This window comes from Rhizobium brockwellii, assembly GCF_000769405.2.
Taxonomy (GTDB): domain Bacteria; phylum Pseudomonadota; class Alphaproteobacteria; order Rhizobiales; family Rhizobiaceae; genus Rhizobium; species Rhizobium brockwellii.
In genome coordinates this window covers 70,259-89,973 of record NZ_CP053440.1, presented here as the reverse complement: position 1 = coordinate 89,973, position 19,715 = coordinate 70,259, and the positions used below count along the sequence as shown (strand labels likewise).

Sequence of the window (19,715 nt, the reverse complement as noted above, 5' to 3'; positions counted from 1 at the left end):
TCGTATCTCCTATTTCACGATTCTGATGAACTTGGCCGAGAACCATCGCAGCACCATCACGACGATGAGCAGGATGCCCCAGACGGCAGTGGTGAGGTGCTGGTTGGCGCCGAGCAGGTTGAGCCCCGACGAGAGAAGCTGCAACACGACGAGCGCCACAAAGACGGGTAGGACGCGGCCGAAGCCGCCGAATGGATTGATGCCGCCGAGGAAGCAGGCGAGCACGGTGATCAGCAGATAGGACTCGCCGTGGCCGACGCGCACCGAATTGAAGCGCGCAAGCATGATGATGCCGGCAACCGCAGCCACCACGCCGGAGAGCATGTAGACCAGCACCAGGACCTTGCGGGTGTTGATGCCGGAATAGCGGGCAGACTCGATATTGGAGCCGATCATGTAGGTGGAAAAGCCGAGCTTGGAGCGCGAGAGCAGGATGTGGCTGGCGATCACGCAGGCGATCAGGATCAACAAAGGTACCGGGATGCCGAGGATGCTGCCGTGGCCGATCGGAGCGACGAAGGTGGGGAAGCCCGAGATGTCGCCGCCGCGCGTCAGGAACTCGCCGAGGCCGCGCAGGAAGATCATCATCGACAGCGAAACGAGGATCGGATGGGCGCGGGTAAAGGCGATGACGAGACCCATGATCAGGCCGCTTGCCGCGCCGACGGCGAGCGCCAGAGCCGAGCCGAGCAGGAAAGCGCCCGGGCCGGCATCGATGCCGCCATTGGCCTGCAGCGTCCAGGCGAGCGTCAGGCCGGCGATGTTGGCGGTGAAGGTAATCGCAAGGTTGAGGCCGCCGGTGAGGATCGGCATCAGCATGGCAAGCGTCAGGACGCCAAGCTCTGGAAGCTGAAAGGCGACCGATCCGAAGGTCGCGCCTGTCAGAAAATGCGGCGAGGCGAAACCGAAGACGACAAGCACCGCCGCCAGCGCGGCGAGGGGACCGGCCATGTCGGCCCCGAAGATGGCGTTGAAGCGGGCGGCGAGCGCGTTCATCAGCCCTCTACCCTGTCTGCGGGCCTGTTACCGGTCGATTTGCGGGTCGCAAACACCGGCACCAGATTGCCGATGCGAGCGCTCGACAAGGTGATCGCAACGAGGATGATCGCGCCGACGATCATCTTGAAGGCGAAGGGCGAGACGCCCATCAGGTTGAGTCCGTTCTGGGTGATCGAGACGAGCAGCACGCCCAGCACGCAACCGAGCACGGAGCCCTTGCCGCCGCCCAGCCGCGCGCCGCCGAGCACCACTGCGGCCAGGACATCGAGCTCGCGGCCATAAAGTGCGTTCGGCACGACCTCCTGCGCATAATGCGCCTGCATGAGACCGGCGATGCCTGCCATCAATCCAAGCCAGCCGAAGGCGATGAACTGCATGGCGCCGATATTGATCCCGAAGCGGCGCGCGCCTTCCGGATTGTCGCCGAAGGCATAGAGCTGCCGACCGGTCGTCGTGCGGGTAATGAAGAGCCAGGTGGCGAGCGTGCAGACGGCCATGACGACGACCGGCAAGGTGATCTCAGCCCAGCTCCCATCGGCCATTTCGCGCTCGTAGATAATGACGCGGCTCGTCAGCCAGTCGGGCAGATTGTAGATCGACACGCCCTTGGTGAAGAACATCAGCAGGCCGAAATAGACGTTGAAGGTGGCGATCGTCGCGACGATCGAGATAATGCGGAAGCGATGGATCAGGAAGGCGTTGATCATGCCGAGCACGATGCCGATGCCGGCCGCAATCAGGAAGCCGGATAGCCATCCACCCCCGCCGATCCGCTCGAGCGCAAGTGCGGTGACATATTGCACGATCGAGGCGGCGACGGCGAAGGAGATGTCGATCCCGCCTGATATCAGCACCACGAGCAGGCCGACGGCAAAGATGATGTTGACCGCGCTGATATTGAGCAGGTCAAAGGCGTTGCCGAGCGTGAAGAAACGGTCGGTCGTAAAAGCGAGGACAACACTCATCGCGATGATGACGGCAAACAGCACGAATTCAGTCGTATAGGCCAGGAACAGCTTACGCATAGACCGCTGCCTCCAGGTCCTTCAGTGTGGTCGCGCGGGGATCGTGCCAGCCGGCGATCCGGCCCTTTTCCATATGGATGATCCGATCGGCGTTGAAATAGACCTCCGGCACCTCATCCGAGATGAGGATGATCGCAAGCCCCGCCTCAGCGAGGCGGGCAACGATTTCGAAGATACCGGCGCGCGCGCCGACATCGACGCCGACGGTGGGCGCATCGAGGATCAAGACCCTTGGATCGGTGGCGAGCCATTTGGCGATCGCGACGCGCTGCTGGTTGCCGCCCGAAAGCGTCGAGATCGCATCGCCCTGCTTGCCAATCTTGATGCCGAGATCGGCGATCCAGCGCGCGACGAGCGAGCGCTTCTTTTCCGGCGAAATGAGCCGGCCACTCAGGATACGGTTGAGCGAGGCCATGACCAGATTATCGGCGATGGATTGCGGTTGGTTGAGACCAAGCGAAAGGCGGTCTTCGGAGAGATAGGCGACACCTGATGTGATCGCCTCGCGGTTGGAGGCAAAGCGCATCGGCTTTCCCTCCAACACGATCGTTCCGGCCCCGGGCCGGCGCATGCCGAACAGTGTCAGCGCAAGTTCGGTGCGCCCTGCGCCGAGCAAGCCGGTGATCCCGAGCGTCTCCCCACGGCGCAGATCGAAGGAAATGTCCTCGAACTCGCCAGGCCGGGAAAGCTTGCTGACGGAGAGCAGGACCGGGTTCTGCGATACGTTGCGGGCGCGAACGTTCTGGTCGAAGGTGCGGCCGGTCATCAGCTCGGTGATCTTAGACTGGGTCATGCCCTCCACCGGATAGACCCCGACCAGCGCGCCATCGCGCAGCACCGTAATGCGAGAGGAGATGTCCAGCACTTCGGCAAGGCGGTGGCTGACGAAGACAACGGCAACGCCCGAGGTCGACAGTGTGCGCACGATCGCCAACAGATGATCGGTCTCGGACTGGGTGAGCGAGGCGGTCGGCTCGTCCATGAAGACGATGCGGGCCTCTCCGACCAGCGCGCGGGCAATGGCGACGATCTGGCGCTGTGCGATGGCGAAGTCCTTGAGGGGTCTGTCGACGTCGAGTGTGACGCCAAGTCGGGCGAGCGCCTCCTCGGCTATTCCGCGGATCGCGGCATAGTTGACGAAGCGCGGGCGCGAACCGGAAAGGGTCTGGAAGGCGATATTCTCAGCCACGCTCATCTCCGGAAAGAGCGCGAGGTCCTGCCAGATGATCTGGATGCCGCGGGACTGGGCCATGCTTGGCGTCATGTGGGATATCGTCTCGCCGTCGAAGACGATCTCGGCGCCGTCTGCGGGCCGATAGACACCTGATATCACCTTGATAAGGGTGCTCTTGCCGGAACCATTCTCGCCGGCCAAGCAATGCACCTCGCCAGGCAAGACTTCGAAGGAGACATTTTTCAGCGCCTTCACACCGCCGAATGTCATGTTGATGCCGCGAAGCGTAAGAAGCGGCTGGGCCTTCACACCATCATCCGATGCCATGCTCATGCCGGTTGCCTGTCCAGTCGAATGCCATGAAAGGTCAATGGTCCAGCCATGGCCGGATACCGCTCTTTTTCCCGAACGTCGGGCCGGTCCATGTCGACCGGCCCGACACCCGGGGAGGGGGCCTCTTCAGAGGCCCATTGCTGCCAGGTCGTCGACCGTATCCTTGTTGATCGGCAGCAGTTGATCGACGATGATGTCGTTACCAACAGGCTTGATCACGCCGAGACCCGGAATGTCATCACCTTCCTTGACGCTCTCGCCCTTGATCAGGCGATCGGCGAGCGTGACGAAGACTTCGCCGGCCTGTTTCGGATTCCACATGAAGCCGCCCGATATTGCACCTGATTTGATCAGCTTCTGGCCTTGGCCTGGCGAGAACGGGCCGAGCACGAAGATCTTGCCCGTCTTGCGGCGTTCCTCGATAGCGCGCCCGGCGCCGATCGGACCCTGGCTGCCGAAGGCGAGGAAGCCGGTCAGATCCGGATGCGCAGCGATGAGATCGAGCGCCGTCGAGCGGCTCTTGTCGACGTCTTCCGCCACGCCGTAGCGCTCGCCGACGAGTTTCATGTCTGGGTAGTTTGCCTTGATATAGGCGATTGCGGCGTCCGCCCAGGCATTGTGGAGCGGCACGGTCAGCGAACCGACGAAGACGGCATATTCGCCTTTGCCGCCCATTTTCTCGGCGAGTAGCTTGCCATGCGCTTCACCGAAGCCGGTGGCCGATGCGAGTTCGAAATTCCAGTCGGCGCCCTTCTGCGAGGGTGATTTCATGCGTAATGACCTTGATGCCGGCGGCCTGCGCCTTGGTGAGCACGGGCTCGAGCACCTTGGCATCGTTGGGCACCACGCCGATGACCTTGACGCCCTGGGCGATCAGATCTTCGATGGCGCGCACCTGCAGCGCCGGGTCGGCACTGGTCGGGCCGATCATGAAGGCATCGACGCCCAGTTTCTGGCCCTGTTCCTTGATGCCAGCTTCCATCGCATTGAACCATGGAATGCCGCCGATCTTGACGACAACGCCGACCTTCGGTGCGTCCTCTGCAAACGCGACCACCGCCCCGGCAAGCGACAGCGATGCGGCAAATGCCGCTACGATAAGTCTCCTCATCTTCACTCCTCCTCAAGGTCGCTCATACGAACGACGACCACCGGCCGGTTTGCGGCAGGTTGTTCCTGGTTGCTTCTTGGCGAGGGAATACCCTTGCCTCCCGTCCCGCCTCCTCCGGCGAACCATCTTTTGCACAATCGATCTTTCTTTTTTGCACAATCGATGGTGCAATGACTATCGATCAAGGTGGGGCTTTCGTCAAGAGGGGTTTGTTTCTAAGGGAAGCGACAACGGAAAGGCGATATATGACCGACATCAGCAAGAAGAAGGCGACGATCTACGATCTCTCGATCCTATCGGGTGCGTCGCCTTCCACCGTGAGCGCCGTGCTGAACGGAAGCTGGCGGAAACGGCGTATCAAGGAGGCGACGGCGCAGCTGATTCAGAAGCTGGCAAACGAGCACGGCTATACGGCAAATCTGCAGGCCCGCGGCCTGCGTTCGTCCCGCTCCGGCCTCGTCGGTCTTCTGCTGCCGGTGCACGACAACCGTTATTTCTCCTCCATGGCGCAGTCTTTCGAGGCGCAGGTCAGAAGCCGCGGCCAGTGCCCCCTCGTCGTCAGCGCCTGTCGCGACCCGGAGGAGGAGCGCCAGGTCGTCGAGACACTGATCTCCTATTCGATCGACGAACTTTTCATCGCTGGCGCAACCGATCCGGACGGCGTTCACAAGGTCTGCGAAAAGGCAGGGCTGAAACACGTCAACATCGATCTGCCCGGCACGCTGGCGCCGTCGATCATCAGCGACAATTATGAAGGTGCGCGCATGCTGACACAGGCGATCATCGAGCGCGCGCAGAAGGATGGACCACTTTCGCCTGACGATCTGTACCTCTTCGGCGGCCGCAACGATCATGCCAGCCATGAGCGAATTCGCGGTTTCCGCGACGTAAAGCGCGCATTGCTGGGCGCGGATCCGGACGTCTGCATCCAGCCGACCGGCTATTCCCCTGCCATGACGGCGCGCGCCTTCGAAACCTTCTACGAAGGCCACGGAAAGCTGCCGCGCGCATTCTTCGTCAATTCCTCGATCAATCTCGAAGGGCTGATGCGCTTCCTCGCGCTGCACCCGCATGAGACCTTCGCCGACATCATCGTCGGCTGTTACGATTACGATCCCTTCGGCTCCTTCCTGCCTTTCCCCGTCTTCATGATCCGGCAGGACAGCGAGGCGATGATCACCAAGGGGTTTGCGATCCTCGATGCGGACCGCGGACCGCCAATCACGCATCTGGTGCGGCCGACCCTCGTCCCACCGCGCACGGCGCTGACCGGCCCACTCGATGCGCTGAAAGATATCGAGTAATGCGTCTCGCCTCGTTGGAAAAGCTGGGCTGACGGAGCAACAGACTCTTTCATGCCGATCGCGTTGGTATCGACAACTGCCTTTTCGGATCTAGCTTTCTGTGATGCGGCGATCTTCATCGGAGCCGACGGAAAGCTGCTTCCAGTCCAGGTCTTCCTGCAGCTCGAGATATTGCGTCGCGCCGATCTGGTCTGTGTCGCGCAATTCCTCCAGCCGCTGGCGCTGGGCAAGAACGGCGGCGATCGTCAGGTGACGGCGGCGATCGAGCGGCGAGGTCTCGTTTGCATCGGTTGATGCGGTCCAATGATCCTTGCAGATCGTCCGGATCGCTTCGGCCTCAGTGCCGCCTTCCTTCTCGAGCCGCTGAAAGGCCGCTTCGGCGAGCGATTTTCGGGCCGCCTTGAGTTCATCCTGGACTTCTGCCTGCCGACCGAGTTTCAGGAAATGGATCATCGGCGCCAAGGTCGCCCCTTGAATGACCAGGGTCGCGAGCACCACCGTGAAGGCCGTGAGCACGACCAGGTCTCGCTCGGGAAAGTCGGCGGGGAGTGCGAAGGCCGTCGCCAGCGTAACGAGGCCGCGCATACCGGCCCAACCTACCAGCAAGGTTTCCCCGGATGTGAAAGGCGCCAATTCATGGCCGCTTCGGTGGCGAGACGCGACGACGGCGTGAAGCAGGAACGCCATCGCCATACGCGCCAGGATGACGCCGACCACCACGATGGCGGCAAATCCCATCGCCCGCTGAAGCTCTTCAGCCGACATCCCCTCAAGGATGCGGCGCGCCTGCAGCCCCATCAGCAGGAAAGCCACCACGTTCAACAGGAAGACGACCGTCGTCCAGACCGCGAAGGAATGCACCCGCATCCGTGGCGAATCCTCGACCGAAGAAAGAGTAGCGATGGTCATTGCGCTCGCCACGGTGGCAAGGACAGCCGACAAGTGGAGATGCTCGGCGATCAGCCAGGTCGAAAAGGCGTAGACGAATTGAAGCAGGGTTCCGCCGACCGTGTTTTCGGTTATCGGTCGAAGCCGCGAGACGACAAAGCCGAAGGCGATACCGAACAGGATTCCTCCGGGTGCGGCGAACCCCACCTGAAGTGCCGTCCCGGCATCCAGCCCACCCCGCGCCTGGACAGTGAGCGCGGCCCCGAAAAGCAGCAGTGCGGTCGCATCGTTGAACAGGCTTTCTCCCTTGAGCAGGGCATCCACACGGCGGGCGACGGGCAAATTGGAAAGGACCGCCGTGGCGGCCGCGGCATCGGGCGGCGCAACGATTGCGCCCAGCGTGACCGCAACCGCAATTGGAAGCCCGACAGTCAGCATGCTGATCGACACGACCACGCCTGTCGTGACGAGAACGGCGACGACGGCATAGAAGAACAGCGGCAGCAGCATGCGCCGCGCCGCACCCACCGGGAAGTCATAGGCCGAGTCGACAAGGACGGGCGCGATGAACAAGGCGAGCGCCGTCGGTGGATCGATCGGGATCGCGGGCGCGCCGGGCAGCATCGCCACGGCGACGCCAGCGGCAGCCAGGATGCCGGGGTAGGGCAGGCGCGTGCGACGGGTCACCTGCAGCAACAGGATGGCAACCGCCAGCAATGCGACAAGTGTCTCGAAGAACGTCATTTGAGCATACTAGCAGGCTTTCGGGCACATTGAAGCGGGTGCAGCCCCGATGTAAAGCTTGTGTCGTATCAAGCTGCTGACGCAGCCGCGGAGGGCGACGATGGACTACGAGGTTGCGATTGTCGGCGCTGGCGCAGCCGGGATTGCAGCGGCAAAAAGCCTGGCCGATGCCGGGCGCTCGGTCATCATCCTGGAGGCCAGCAACCGCGTGGGTGGACGGGCCTGGACAATCGAACTGGCCGGAATGCCGCTGGATATGGGTTGCGGCTGGCTGCACTCTGCCGAGCGCAATCCTCTCGTCGCCATTGGCCGTGGGGCCGGGTTCCATATCGAGCGCGGGCCGACGGCGTGGCAAAGGCAGTGGCGCGATCTCGGCTTCACGCAGGATGAGCGCGCGGCGGCGGCGGCGGCTTGGAACGCACTTAAGAAGCGGATGCGGGCCAGCCCCCCCGCCAGCGACAGGGCGTCAGACGCGCTGGAGCCCGGCGGCAAATGGAACGCCTACTGCCAGTCCTTGAGCGGATATCTGAACGGCGTACCGCTCGATCGATTGTCGATCGCTGACTTTCTTGCCTATGACAATGCGGCGACCGACGCCAATTGGCGGGTGCACGAAGGTTATGGAAGTCTGATCGGAGCATCGGTTCCGAACGTGGCCTTGCGCCTTTCGACGCCCGTTCGACGCGTGGCAATGACCGCAAACGGCGTCCGACTGGAGACCGACCGCGGTCCTGTCACATCAGGTGCCGCGATCATCACCGCATCGACCACCGTTCTGGCCCGCGGAGCCATTATCTTCGACCCGGAGGCCGACGATCACCTCCATGCCGCAAGTCAGCTGCCGCTCGGCCTCGCAGACAAGCTGTTTTTGGAGCTCCATGGCAATCATGGTCTAGAGCCGGAAACCCATCTGCTCGGCGACCCGCAAAATGCCGAGACCGGCAGCTATTACATCCGGCCGCTCAGCCGGCCGGTCATCGAAGGCTTCTTTGGCGGAAACGGCGCTGTCGTCATCGAACGCGCGGGTTTGCTGGAGGCATTTGCCTTCGCACTCGACCAGCTGTCATCACTGCTCGGCAGCAACATCCGCCGCCACCTGCGGCCCCTGGCGGCCTCTTCCTGGTGTCGTACCGATTGGATAGGCGGCTCCTACAGCCATGCGCTGCCCGGCCATGCGGACGCACGTGCAGTCCTGGCCCGTCCGGTCGGCGACCGACTGTTTTTCGCCGGCGAGGCGACGCACCAGTCCGACTTTTCGACCGCGCATGGCGCATGGGAAAGCGGGTTGCGGGCCGCCGATCAGGCTGCCGCTGTTCTAACACCCTCATGATATAGCAGGGTGCATCTCGTGACCCTCAACGCAGCGATACCACTGGCCGACCATCACCAGCTGGCAGAATTTCATGATTGCCCGGTTCGGATTGTTCATGTGGAACTATAGATCGTTTCTGCTGACAGTGTCGGCATTCCGTCGCTATCTAAGGTTCAATTTAGCCGAAACTGCCAGGGCCATTGCCCGGCGACTGACCCCCAGTTTAGAAAACACATTCTTAAGGTGGAATTTCACCGTAGGCTCGGAAAGCCCGAGCGCGCGGGCGATTTCTTTGTTGCTCTTACCTTCGTGCAGGCAGAGCAGGACCTGTTGCTCGCGTTGGCTGAGAAGATTTTTGCCGCCGGCAAGAGGACCCTTGATCCGGCGGCCGTTATCGGCGGGTTTGCCGAAGGCGCTTTTTTCACCCTGGCCAATTATGCGACCGATGAAGTCGACGGCATCGGCACTGAAGACCTTCAGGCCGAAACGCCGCACGATCGCCCGAACGACCGTGGAGAATTCGAGTCCCTCGTCCTGGAAAAGCTGGGTCACCTCGTGCGAGCGGGCACGCGCGATCGCCAGCTGGAAATATTCGAGCGCCTGGGCATGCCGGCCGTCGTTCCAGGCGGCAACCGTTGCCAGGATTTCCGCCGCCAGCAGGTGATAACCGCTGCCGTTCGCGCGGCTTCGCGCCATCACGATCTCCAGATTGGCGAGCCCTTCGCCCGGTCGTCCCTGGGCTTTGAGAAGGCGCGCTTGTGCAACGAGGAAATCGCTTTCCTCGCGCCACGTCCAGAAGCGCCCGAGTTCGGGATCGCGCAACGATGAAACCAACCGCTCGGCGAGAAGCACCGCCGATTCAATCAGGCCGGTCTTCGAGAAGATATCGACGCGCATGATGTCGGCCGCAATCTTCAGGCGCGGCAGCGCGCGTTCGACGGCGACCTCTTCTGCCTTGTCGATCGCTGCCATTGCCGTATCGAGACCGCTCAGCCGCAGCCGGCTGCGGGCCAGCAGCGAAAACATCCGGGAATAGATATCGACCCAGCCCTCGCCCTGGACCACGGCATTGACGGCTTCCCCAAGGCTCCTTTCCACCAGCGCTATCTCGCCCTGGAGGTAGAGAACATCCGCCGTCGCCACGCGGCAGATCGCTTCGAGATTGACGTCGGTCCACTGCGCGCTTTGGATCAGGTCCTGCGCCTCCCGGCAGAAAGTCAGCGACGCCGAGAAGTTGCCGGCGAGCGTATTGACCAGCCCCAGATGGATCAGCATGAAGATCTGGGCATAGGCCGTCTTTTCCTCGCGATAGTAGGCCAATGCCTTCAAGGCACTCAGCCGGGCGAGGTCGAGATTGCCGCGCCTGGTATAAGCGATGCACAGATGGTTGTAGATCCAGCCGAGCTCCCAGGTCGATTGCGGCGAGAAGCCTGACGCCATTCGTTCGAGATGCAAGATCTGCGCATCGTCGAGATGAAGATCCTCATAGATATCGACCAGCCCGTCGATGTGATCGAGCGTCGATGCCTCGATCGTCAGGAACTCATCACCATGCAAGGCCCGGCCTTGCTTGATTGCTTCCATCCGCTCGCGAGCCGCCTTGATGTGCCCCTTCTTCGCGAGGACCAGCACATAACACAGTGACAGGCTCGGAGATTCGTGGATGACGCCGGCGGGCAGGTCGTCGATCAGATGTTCGAGCACTGTGTGGCCGGCCCGGATGAAGAGATTGACGCCGCCGGCCTGCCGGATCGTCTGTGCGGCGAGCGAAAAGTTGCCGGCACGCGCCGCATGCGAAACGGCCCTTTCCAGGAACGCGCGCTCGGCAAACCAGATCGCCGCGATGGAGTGCAGCCTTGCCTCGTCGGTCTGGGGATCACCGGCAAGCTCGGTCGTCAGGCACTTCCGCACGATCGGATGAAGCCTGTACCAAGCCGCACCGGTCTGGCTCTTTTCGATCAGCGGGCTCATATCCTCGAGCAGTCGAAGGTCATCTGCCTGCAGATCGGTGCCGGAAAGATGGCTTGCCAGCTCCAGCGGGAATTCCTCCAGGATCGACGTGACGCATAGCGTTCGGCGAAGCGCCGGCGACAGCGGACGCAGGATCGCTTCGTCGATATGGCGGAAAAGATCGGCATGTTCGCCGGCCAGCAGCCTGTCGCGCTCGTCTGTACCGCCGCTCTCCATCACGCCGAGCGCGATCTGCGTCAAGGCCGGCCATCCACGGGTAGCGCGTACGAAGTTTGCGACGTCACCGGTGTTGATGTTGCGTGGAAACAAGCTGCGGATCTCGTTGCGGCTGAAGGCGAGGTCGACGGCGTTGATCTCCGTGACAAGGCCGCGCACCCTGAGGCGAGCGAGCGGCAGCGGCAGTTTCTGCTGCGATGCGCAGACGATCCTCAGATTGTCGGGGGCACCTAAGAAAAATCCGTCGAGGAAAGCCTGCACGTCGGGTGAGGAAGCGATATCGAGCTCGTCGATAAACAGGATTGCGCCGCTTTCCCCGTCGGCGACGATGTCGAACAGCTCCCGCAGGGAGGCGGGAGGCTGTGGGGCGCGGATGCCGAGCGCCAGGCAAAGATCGGCTAGCAGTTCGGCAGGCCGGCCATGCGAGGGGTCCAGCGTGATCCAGCCGCAATGCCCGACGCCACCATCGAACAACGACTGAAAATACTCGGAGCCGGAAGTGACAGCCTCATATCCTGCCTTGAGCAGCGCCGTCTTGCCGAAGCCAGACGGTGCATGGACGACGACGATCTGGCGCGCCAGACCGTCACGGATCTTCGAAAGGGGAAAGGGACGATCGATGGCCGTGAACAGCATGCGCGGCGGGCGAAAACGGGAACCTAGCGTCTTCAGTTCGCCGCCGCCGGGGCGACTTGCAGTTTTGCCTTCGGAACGACTGTGATGCATCCAAAAACGCCTCGCTCATTCGACCATCCTAACTAGCGAGCTTTAAGAAGCATATCCCGTGCCAGCCCAGATCTAACCGGCTTCGAGCGGTGCGTAATTCTGCGTCAGGCCGAAGGCGGCGGGCCCGAAGACGTCCAATGCCTCCGGTGTGCGCATGATCGGCGGCACTTTGACGCCAAGCACGTTGACCCGCTGGCCATAACGCAGGCGTTCGGTGGTTATCGGTTCGGCAGTATCGGCTTCGAGGATGCAGATGAGATCCGGCACGATCGCCAGCACCCTGCCGTCTTCCTCAGCTACCAGATTCTCGTTCTGGATCTGGATGCGCACCGGCCTGCGGCTTGTGTCGAAAGGTTCGATCGTCACGACGCCGACCGACCAGCCGTTCTGCTCGCGCCGCGAGACGTCGACCACCTTTCCCGAGGCCAGAAGGCGCGCGGTCTCGTAATGCGTTCCGGAGAAGAATTCGATCAGGTCGGCGAGCGGATCGCGATGCGCGGCAAGCGCCAGCCGGATGGTACGCCCGATGCCGATGGCAAGCGACATCGTTCCGGGAACGGATACGCGACGGGTCGTGCGGCCATCCATGCCGTAATTGACAATGTAGGACTGGCCGCCCATGCGGATCGTCACGCCGCGAGCGAGCCATTCCGCCTTGGCCGCACTTTCCGTCTCGATGATGACGACGTTGCCCTGCTCGTCGGCGACGGTCACGGGTGCGGCAGGCACGCCGTAGACGTTGAAGGTCTCCATTTCGAGCTGCGGAAAGGCACGGCCCATGCCGTCCGCGTCGATAACCGGGAGCCGGCATTCCGCCGCCAGCATGATCGGCACCATTGAGTTGATGCCGCCGGCCTCGAAGGGGATGATCGCCCCCATCGCCTTGCCGACACGCTTCTCGTAAGCCCTGAGCGCAAGCCCGATCTCTTCGCCGCTCGGCATCTTCTCGATCAGGATCGTTGGCGCCCCCATCGCGCCGCAGGCGGCGACCTCGATGCCATCAGGCACATCGTCGAGCGGCAGAAGATCGACAGGACCGTGGCGTTCGATCGCCGCTTTCGCCATGAGTTTGCCGATATAGGGATCGCCGCCGCCGCCGGTGCCGAGAAGGGCCGCGCCGACCGCCAGATCGTCGATATCCTCGTTGGTGATGATTGCCATGTGTTCAGCCGATCTCTTCGATGGAAATGAAGGGTTCCTTCAGCCCGAAGCAGGCAGGGCCGAAGACATCGAGCGCCTCCGGTGTCCGCATGATTTCGGGAACGGAAACGGCAAGCACGGTGACGCGCTGTCCGTAGCGCAGGTTTTCGCTGGTGATGGGTTCGGCCGTTTCCGTGTTCATGATGCAGATGAGATCGGGCACGATCGCCTTCACCTTGCCGTCGACGCGGGCGATCAGGTTCTCGTTCTGGATCTCGATCTCCATCGTCGAGCCGAAGGGCGGCAGCCCGCCGATCGTGACGCGGCCGATCGAAAATCCTGCCTTGGTCGCGCGCATGACATCGGTGATCTTGCCGCCGAAGATGATGCGCCCGTAGCGATAGAGCGTCGAAGGCAGAAAGCCGAGCAGCGCCTCGATCGGGTTCTCGTGCGAGGACTTCGCCTTGCGCAGGACTTCGCCGATGCGGATGGCAAGACTCAGCGTGTTCGGGATGGCGGTGCGTTTGACGTCGGCGCCCGACATCGCATATTCGGCGATATAGGCGCAGCCACCCATGCGGATGGCGACGGCGCGCGAAAGCCATTCCATCTGGCGGTTATCGACCGCTTCGATGACGGCACAATCGCCATATTCGTCGCTGACGGCCATCGGGCTGCCGGATACGCCGTAGACGCCGAAGGTTTCCATTTCGAGAAAGGGAAAGGCGCGTCCCATGCCGTCTCCATCGACGATCGGCAGGCCGAGGCGGGCGCCGACGACGAGCGGGATCGTCGAGTTGATGCCGCCGATCTCGATCGGCATGGTCGCCTGCGCCTTGCGACCGAGATGGCGTTCGAGCCGCTGTAGCGAAAACATCGCCTCCTCGCCGCTCGGTATCTTCTCGACCAGCACGGTCGGCGCCCCCATCATCGCAGTTGGAATGACCAGCATATCGTCGGCCAGTTCCTTGGGGTCGATGATGTTCACCTCGAGCCCTTCGTCGAGGCATTGCTGGACCATCAGCCGGCCGACATAGGGATCGCCGCCGCCGCCGGTCCCGAGAAATGCCGCGCCGACGGCGAGGTCGCAGAGTTGTTGACTGTTGAGCTTCATAGGGTCCTCATCCGATCACGAGATCGCCGATGGCTTTGACGCGGATGCGCGTCGCACTGCCCGGCAGATAGGCGAGCGGCACCTCCTCGATATCCATGATCTTGACCGTTCCGGCCTCTGCACCCGCCTTGACTGCGCGCTCCTCGGCCTCCCTCTTGGCGCCGCCGAGCACGATGTCGCGGGAGGTACCTTCGAGCGAGAAGATGCGGTCGACCTCGCCGCCGACCTGCGCGATCGCAGCGCCGATCGCATTGGCAACGGAGGCGTTCTCAGGACGGATGACGCGCGACGCGGAGGGCAGGTCGCGCGAGATCAGGATCGAGCCACCACCAACCAGAATGACAGGCAGGGGTTCGGCGCTCGTCTTCATCCGGTCGACGGCCTCGTCGGCCATGCGGTGGATGGTATCGAGCGCCGTCTCGATCGTCCTTGCCGGGATATGAGCGACACGCGAACGGTCGCCGATATCCTCCAGGCCGGCCGCGACGATGATGTCTGTCGTGGTCAGGGTATCGCCGCCGAAGATCAGGGCGCGCGAGGTGATTTCGTAGCCGACCGAATCCGGGCCGATGCGGGCGCCGTCGTCGCGCACGATCGAGCCGCCGCCGAGACCGATGGCGAGCACGTCGGGCATGCGGAAATTGGTTCTGACCCCGCCAATATCGACGGCGACGGCGGATTCGCGCGGGAAGCCCTGCATCAGCATGCCGACATCCGACGTGGTCCCGCCGATATCGACGACCATCGCCTCCTTCTCGCCGGCAAGCATCGCCGCGCCGCGCATCGAATTGGTCGGGCCGGAGGCGAACGTCAGCACCGGATAACGCTCGACGTAATCAGGCACCATCAGTGTGCCGTCGTTCTGGCTGATATAGAAGGGTGCATTGATCGCAAGCTCCTTCAGCGCGTTGCGGAAGGAGTTGACGACCTTGCGCGACAGGTCGGCGAGCGATGCATTCATCACCGAGGCGTTTTCGCGTTCGAGGAAACCGACCCGGCCGACTTCGTGGCTGAGCGATATCGACAGACCGGGGATCTCGTTACCGAGAATCTCGGCAGCCCGCAGTTCCATGTCGGGTGTGACCGGCGAGAATACCGAGGTGATCGAGGCCGCCGTGAGGCCGCGGCTGCGGATTTCACCCGCGATGCGCAGGATTTCGGGCTCATCGAGCGGCGCGATCTTGCGGCCGTCGAATTCGTTGCCGCCGCGCACCATGAAAGTGTGGCGGCCGAGCGTGTCGGCCAGATCCTTCGGCCAGTCGGTCATCGGCGGCAGTGCCTTGGTCGCCGGCAGGCCAAGCCTGATAGCCGCGACTTCGAGCAGCCGCTTGCGCTCGACGACGGCATTAGTGAAATGCGTCGTGCCGATCATCACCGCTTGGATTTCCGCAACCGAAACGCCGGTCATCGACAGCACTTGCTTCAGCACGGCGACAATACCGGAACCGACATCGCTGGTGGTCGGGCTCTTGCAAGCGCCGAGCACCAGCGGGCCGTCCATCAGGGCAGCATCGGTATTCGTGCCGCCTACATCTATTCCAATACGCATCATGACCTCCGTGAGAATATGCCTGGCCGTGGCACCGGAGCGGATGGCTCCGGTGCTGGCGATGATCGTTGTTTCCGTGTTGCTTCAGGCGACAAGCGCCTCGGATCGGTCGGGGTCCCACCCGACCGTGACTGCAGCGCCTGGGGAAAATCGTTCGGTGCGGGACTGGTTCTGGCGCTCGGCGACGATCTCCTGCGAGCCGACTGCCAGCCGGTAGCGTACCAGCGCACCCTGGTACGTCTCGCTGAGAACGGTTGCGGGAAGGCTGACGCCGGATGAGCTGTCCGGACCGATGATGACGTTCTCGGGGCGAACCACCAGCTTTGCCGCCTGTCCGGCGGCAAGGCCTTCAGGACCGCGCGTCGGTAGCACGGCTCCCTCCAGCAGCACCGTCATGCCTTGCCCGTCATTGGCGTCGACCGTGACATCGATCACGTTCGAATGACCGATGAAGGTGGTGACGAACAGCGTCTTCGGTCGCTCGTAGATTTCCTCGGGCGTTCCGACCTGAACGATGTGCGCCTTCTGCATGACGCCGATGCGGTCGGACATCGTCAAGGCCTCGTCCTGGTCGTGGGTCACATAGACGGTGGTGATGCCGAGCTTCTTTTGCAGATCCTTGATCCAGTATTTCATTTCCTCCCTGAGGCTTTTGTCGAGCGCCGACAGCGGCTCGTCGAGGAGGAGGATGCGGGGCTCCGTCACCAGCACGCGGGCAAGGGCGACGCGTTGCTGCTCGCCGCCCGACAGCTGACGCTGGAAACGCTCTTCATATCCCGAAAGCCCGACCTGGCGCAGCGCGGCGGTGACACGCTTGCGGATCTCCTCCTTCGGCAGCTTCCGAAGCTTCAGGCCGAAGGCGATGTTGTCGGCAACGTTCATGTGCGGGAAGATCGCATAGTTCTGGAACACGATGCCGATGTCGCGTTTCTCCGGCGGCAATCTCGTCACGTCGTCGCGGCCGATGAGAATCTCGCCGCCGCTCGGCGGCACGAAACCAGCGATCATCCGGAGCGTCGTCGATTTTCCGCATCCGGATGGGCCGAGAAGAGAAAAGAACTCTCCTTCGGCGATGTGCAGGTCGATGCCGGCGACCGCGACGCTGTCGCCGTAGGATTTGGCGAGCTTTTTCAGATGGATATCGGACATGCGGCGAAGGCTCTCCTGTTATGAAGATGAGCAGCGGGTGGCGTGGAAGCCGTCCGCTGCCGCTGTATCAGCTGGCGAAAATGCCGTTGACCGTTTCGACGATGTCGTCTTCGTTTTCGAGGTAGGAATTCCAGTCCGGCACCCAGAAACCCTTGATGGCGTCGGCGCTGTTGACGACGCCGGCCTTGGCGAGGTTGTCGGGCAGGACCGCGTTGCTGACCGTCGGGCGCAGGTAGAATTCTTTGCCCATATTGCCGATGAAGGTCGGATCGAGGGCGCGGTCGAGAAGAGCGAAGGCGAGCTTCTTCTGCATCGGTTCGGCGTAGCGGCTGATCGTATAGGTCTGCGTCAGGATCGGCTGCTGTTCGGTCCAATACCAGAAGGCGAAGGGGGCGCCCTTGTCGCGGGCCTGCATCGGCTCGGCATCGTCGAGCACGGCGACTATTACTTCGCCGCGGTCCATCAGCGTCTGCATGTTGCCGGTGAAATCGGAGATCTTGGCCGGCATCAGTGCCTTCATCGCTTCGTAGCCGGCGTCAAGATCGTACTGATCCTTGCCGAAAATACCGCAGGCGACGAGGAAGAAGTCCATCTGCAGCGTGTTCGAGGTGATGTAGGTGCCGCGCTTGCCGGCGAATTCCGGCTTCCAGAGATCCTTGAACGACGAGGGCGGCGGCGAAACCAGATCGGTGCGATAGGCATAACCATACTGGTTGAAGGCCCAGGTGACGCCGACGCCGTTGGCGGTGGCGAAGGGCCACAGGTTCTTGGCGTTCGGTACGTTCGGCAGCAGTTCGTCGAGTTTCAAGAAGAAATCGCCGGCCTTTGCCGTCTTGAACATCTCCGGCAGGTTCCAGTTGGTGATGTCGAGCGGCGGCTTCTCGGCGCCGCCGGCGACGAATTTCGGGAACCAGGGCCAGGTCGAGTCATACTCGATCTTGCAGTTGAACTCCTTCTGAAAGTCAGTCAGCAGATATTTGTTGACCAGCTCACCCCAGGGGCCACCCCATTCGCCGACGCGCAGCACCGCGCCGCCGGCATCAAAGACCTTGCCGTCGAAGGCGACATCCTGCGACCAGGCGTGATTGATGTTGAACAGGGGCAGTGTTGTGGCAGCGACGCCCATCTTCAGGATCGTGCGGCGGGTATGCCCTGTCGTTTTCTCAGTCATGAAGTTCCCCTTTTTGCTCTATCATTGATGTGAAGGCGTAGCGGTATTCATCCCCCGAAGGTGCGTTTCAGGTTGACCAGTCTTGAGGTTAGGACGGTGGAGAGAATGACGAGCGCGATGGCGAAGATGCCCGCGGCGGCAGCCGTCGGCTCGAACTGGTAGCGCATGGAAACATACATCGCGATCGGCAGCGTCTGCAGGTTCGGCGTCGACAGGAACAGCGTGACTTCGAACTGGCCGAACGAAACGATGAAGGCGAAGATCGTGCCCGCCGAGATCGCCGGTCCGATGATCTTCAGCGTCACCAGCCGGAAGGCGGTGAAGGGCGACGCGCCAAGGCTGCGGGCGGCCTCTTCCAGCGAGCGGTCGAAGCCGACCAGCGCCGCCGTCACCGTCGCGATGACGAAGGGGCAGGTGACGATCACGTGGCCGATGATCAGCCCCGGCATGGTGCGCGCAAGGCCGATGCCGGTGGTCACGTAGAAGACATAGAGGGCAAGGCCGAGTACCACGCCGGGCAGCACGATCGGCAGCATGAAGAAGCCGCGCAGGATGCTGGAGGTACGGCTCTGGGAGCGTGTCAGATAGATCGCCGCCATCGTGCCGATCACGGTCGAGATCAGCGTCGAGACCAATGCGATCATGAAACTGACACCATAGGCCGAGAGGAACACCGGTGAGGTCAGGAACGCCTGTATCCAGCGTAGCGACAGACCCTCCGGCGGAAAGGTCAGGTAGTCACCCGAGTTCAGGCCGGCGAGCACCACGATGAAGACCGGCACCAGGAGGATCGCCAGCGACAGCAGCGAAATGCCCTTGAAGGCAATGGGGATGGCGGATTCTTCACGCATCAGGTACGCCCTCCCGAGGTTCTGACCGCGGCCTGGTGATAGATCGCAACCGCTGCGATGCTCGTCACGAAGAGCACGACGGCGATGGCGGCGCCGAACTGCCAGCGCCCAACCTCGGCGATCTGCTGGTAGATATGGATAGGCAGCACCATCACCTTCCAGCCGCCCATCAAAGCGGGCACGACGTAGGAGCTGATCGAAAGCGCAAAGACCAGAAGCGTGCCGGCGAGGATGCCGGGCATGGAGAGCGGCAGCACGATGGTGACGAAGGCATGCCAGCGCGAGGCGCCGAGGCTGCGCGCCGCCTCCTCCAGTGAGGGATGGATGGCTTTGATGATGCCGATCAGCGACAGCACCATGAAGGGCAGGGTGATCTGCACCAGCCCGACGATGACGCCGAAGACATTGTACATCAGCGGCAGCGGCGTCGTTATCGCCCCGACCCTCAAGAGAAATCCGTTGATGAGGCCGTTATCGCCGAGCAGCACCATCAGCCCGTACATCCGGATGACCATGTCGAGCTGCATCGAGGACAGCACGAGGATCATCAACAGCGTGGCGCGGCTCGGCTTCACCGTCTTTGCGATGACGTAGGCGAGGGGATAGCCGAAGAACAGGCAGGCGGCGCCAACGATGGCGGAAATCCAGATCGAGCGCAGGATCGATTCATAATAGCTCGCCCGTGTGAAGATGCGGACGAAATTGTCGAAGGTGATCTGGCTGTTGAGGGCGATGACGCCGGCGACGGACTTGTTGAAGGCGAGCCCGAACAGTGATGCGGTCGGGATCACGAAGAAGACGAGGAAGACAAGGAACGCCGGGATGACCAGCCACCACAGGCGGAAATCCTGAAAGGCGGCGGTCGATCCTTTCCGCTTTTCCGTTTGTGTCATGGTGCCCGTTTGCGCAATCGCCATCTCTGTCCTCTCAATGGAACG

The 19,715-nt window shown here is 62.3% G+C and carries 14 protein-coding genes and 1 pseudogene; 2 read left to right on the top strand and 13 right to left on the bottom strand.

Going from position 1 to position 19,715, the window contains the following annotated elements; genetic code table 11:
• Nucleotides 1-9: 9 nt before the first annotated feature.
• From RLCC275e_RS24035 to RLCC275e_RS24020, 4 genes and pseudogenes are all read right to left on the bottom strand, one after another.
• On the bottom strand, nucleotides 10-996 hold the full coding sequence (locus RLCC275e_RS24035; protein WP_033183196.1) for an ABC transporter permease: 987 nt from the start codon (nucleotides 994-996) through the stop codon (nucleotides 10-12).
• Nucleotides 996-2,024 carry an ABC transporter permease gene (locus RLCC275e_RS24030; RefSeq protein WP_033183197.1) on the bottom strand — a complete coding sequence of 343 codons (1,029 nt, stop codon included), beginning with the start codon at nucleotides 2,022-2,024 and terminating at the stop codon, nucleotides 996-998. The genes RLCC275e_RS24035 and RLCC275e_RS24030 overlap by 1 nt, the downstream gene beginning before the upstream one ends.
• Nucleotides 2,017-3,531 carry a sugar ABC transporter ATP-binding protein gene (locus tag RLCC275e_RS24025; protein WP_033183198.1) on the bottom strand — a complete coding sequence of 505 codons (1,515 nt, stop codon included), beginning with the start codon at nucleotides 3,529-3,531 and terminating at the stop codon, nucleotides 2,017-2,019. Before RLCC275e_RS24025 ends, RLCC275e_RS24030 begins: the two co-directional genes overlap by 8 nt.
• A gap of 126 nt (nucleotides 3,532-3,657) precedes the next feature.
• A pseudogene (locus RLCC275e_RS24020) lies at nucleotides 3,658-4,642 on the bottom strand (autoinducer 2 ABC transporter substrate-binding protein).
• Nucleotides 4,643-4,887: 245 nt separating this feature from the next.
• Here RLCC275e_RS24020 and RLCC275e_RS24015 point away from each other — a divergent pair.
• Nucleotides 4,888-5,946 (top strand): LacI family DNA-binding transcriptional regulator, encoded by a 1,059-nt coding sequence (locus RLCC275e_RS24015; protein ID WP_033183199.1) that lies wholly within the window; start codon nucleotides 4,888-4,890, stop codon nucleotides 5,944-5,946.
• Between the two features lie 90 nt (nucleotides 5,947-6,036).
• On the opposite strand, the gene RLCC275e_RS24010 is transcribed toward RLCC275e_RS24015, so the two are convergent.
• Nucleotides 6,037-7,578, bottom strand: coding sequence for a cation:proton antiporter (locus RLCC275e_RS24010; protein ID WP_033183200.1), 1,542 nt, complete (start codon nucleotides 7,576-7,578; stop codon nucleotides 6,037-6,039).
• 100 nt (nucleotides 7,579-7,678) lie between these two features.
• On the opposite strand from RLCC275e_RS24010, the gene RLCC275e_RS24005 reads away from it, so the two are divergent.
• Nucleotides 7,679-8,908 carry a flavin monoamine oxidase family protein gene (locus RLCC275e_RS24005; RefSeq protein ID WP_033183201.1) on the top strand — a complete coding sequence of 410 codons (1,230 nt, stop codon included), beginning with the start codon at nucleotides 7,679-7,681 and terminating at the stop codon, nucleotides 8,906-8,908.
• A gap of 144 nt (nucleotides 8,909-9,052) precedes the next feature.
• On the opposite strand, the gene RLCC275e_RS24000 is transcribed toward RLCC275e_RS24005, so the two are convergent.
• The 8 genes from RLCC275e_RS24000 to RLCC275e_RS23965 all read right to left on the bottom strand — a co-directional run bounded on the left by RLCC275e_RS24000 (nucleotide 9,053) and on the right by RLCC275e_RS23965 (nucleotide 19,694).
• On the bottom strand, nucleotides 9,053-11,803 hold the full coding sequence (locus RLCC275e_RS24000; protein WP_033183202.1) for a helix-turn-helix transcriptional regulator: 2,751 nt from the start codon (nucleotides 11,801-11,803) through the stop codon (nucleotides 9,053-9,055).
• 72 nt (nucleotides 11,804-11,875) lie between these two features.
• Nucleotides 11,876-12,964, bottom strand: a complete 1,089-nt coding sequence (locus tag RLCC275e_RS23995) for an S-methyl thiohydantoin desulfurase family protein (RefSeq protein WP_028742496.1) — start codon at nucleotides 12,962-12,964, stop codon at nucleotides 11,876-11,878.
• Nucleotides 12,965-12,968: 4 nt separating this feature from the next.
• On the bottom strand, nucleotides 12,969-14,057 hold the full coding sequence (locus tag RLCC275e_RS23990) for an S-methyl thiohydantoin desulfurase family protein (protein ID WP_033183203.1): 1,089 nt from the start codon (nucleotides 14,055-14,057) through the stop codon (nucleotides 12,969-12,971).
• A gap of 7 nt (nucleotides 14,058-14,064) precedes the next feature.
• Nucleotides 14,065-15,606: a hydantoinase/oxoprolinase N-terminal domain-containing protein gene (locus RLCC275e_RS23985; protein ID WP_033183204.1), complete on the bottom strand. Its 1,542-nt coding sequence runs from the start codon at nucleotides 15,604-15,606 to the stop codon at nucleotides 14,065-14,067.
• An 84-nt stretch (nucleotides 15,607-15,690) separates the two neighbouring features.
• Nucleotides 15,691-16,755 carry an ABC transporter ATP-binding protein gene (locus RLCC275e_RS23980; RefSeq protein ID WP_033183205.1) on the bottom strand — a complete coding sequence of 355 codons (1,065 nt, stop codon included), beginning with the start codon at nucleotides 16,753-16,755 and terminating at the stop codon, nucleotides 15,691-15,693.
• 67 nt (nucleotides 16,756-16,822) lie between these two features.
• Nucleotides 16,823-17,926: an ABC transporter substrate-binding protein gene (locus RLCC275e_RS23975; protein WP_033183206.1), complete on the bottom strand. Its 1,104-nt coding sequence runs from the start codon at nucleotides 17,924-17,926 to the stop codon at nucleotides 16,823-16,825.
• 47 nt (nucleotides 17,927-17,973) lie between these two features.
• On the bottom strand, nucleotides 17,974-18,777 hold the full coding sequence (locus RLCC275e_RS23970) for an ABC transporter permease (protein ID WP_033183207.1): 804 nt from the start codon (nucleotides 18,775-18,777) through the stop codon (nucleotides 17,974-17,976).
• A complete protein-coding gene (locus tag RLCC275e_RS23965; RefSeq protein ID WP_033183208.1) occupies nucleotides 18,777-19,694 on the bottom strand; it encodes an ABC transporter permease in 918 nt (305 codons plus the stop codon). Before RLCC275e_RS23965 ends, RLCC275e_RS23970 begins: the two co-directional genes overlap by 1 nt.
• Nucleotides 19,695-19,715: the final 21 nt, after the last annotated feature.

Coding starts and splice junctions, on each gene's coding strand:
- RLCC275e_RS23995 (WP_028742496.1), bottom strand. CDS start 12,964: ATGGCAATCATCACCAACGAGGATATCGACGATCTGGCGGTCGGCGCG.
- RLCC275e_RS24000 (WP_033183202.1), bottom strand. CDS start 11,803: ATGCATCACAGTCGTTCCGAAGGCAAAACTGCAAGTCGCCCCGGCGGC.
- RLCC275e_RS23975 (WP_033183206.1), bottom strand. CDS start 17,926: ATGACTGAGAAAACGACAGGGCATACCCGCCGCACGATCCTGAAGATG.
- RLCC275e_RS23980 (WP_033183205.1), bottom strand. CDS start 16,755: ATGTCCGATATCCATCTGAAAAAGCTCGCCAAATCCTACGGCGACAGC.
- RLCC275e_RS23970 (WP_033183207.1), bottom strand. CDS start 18,777: ATGCGTGAAGAATCCGCCATCCCCATTGCCTTCAAGGGCATTTCGCTG.
- RLCC275e_RS23985 (WP_033183204.1), bottom strand. CDS start 15,606: ATGCGTATTGGAATAGATGTAGGCGGCACGAATACCGATGCTGCCCTG.
- RLCC275e_RS24035 (WP_033183196.1), bottom strand. CDS start 996: ATGAACGCGCTCGCCGCCCGCTTCAACGCCATCTTCGGGGCCGACATG.
- RLCC275e_RS23990 (WP_033183203.1), bottom strand. CDS start 14,057: ATGAAGCTCAACAGTCAACAACTCTGCGACCTCGCCGTCGGCGCGGCA.
- RLCC275e_RS24015 (WP_033183199.1), top strand. CDS start 4,888: ATGACCGACATCAGCAAGAAGAAGGCGACGATCTACGATCTCTCGATC.
- RLCC275e_RS23965 (WP_033183208.1), bottom strand. CDS start 19,694: ATGGCGATTGCGCAAACGGGCACCATGACACAAACGGAAAAGCGGAAA.
- RLCC275e_RS24010 (WP_033183200.1), bottom strand. CDS start 7,578: ATGACGTTCTTCGAGACACTTGTCGCATTGCTGGCGGTTGCCATCCTG.
- RLCC275e_RS24030 (WP_033183197.1), bottom strand. CDS start 2,024: ATGCGTAAGCTGTTCCTGGCCTATACGACTGAATTCGTGCTGTTTGCC.
- RLCC275e_RS24005 (WP_033183201.1), top strand. CDS start 7,679: ATGGACTACGAGGTTGCGATTGTCGGCGCTGGCGCAGCCGGGATTGCA.
- RLCC275e_RS24025 (WP_033183198.1), bottom strand. CDS start 3,531: ATGAGCATGGCATCGGATGATGGTGTGAAGGCCCAGCCGCTTCTTACG.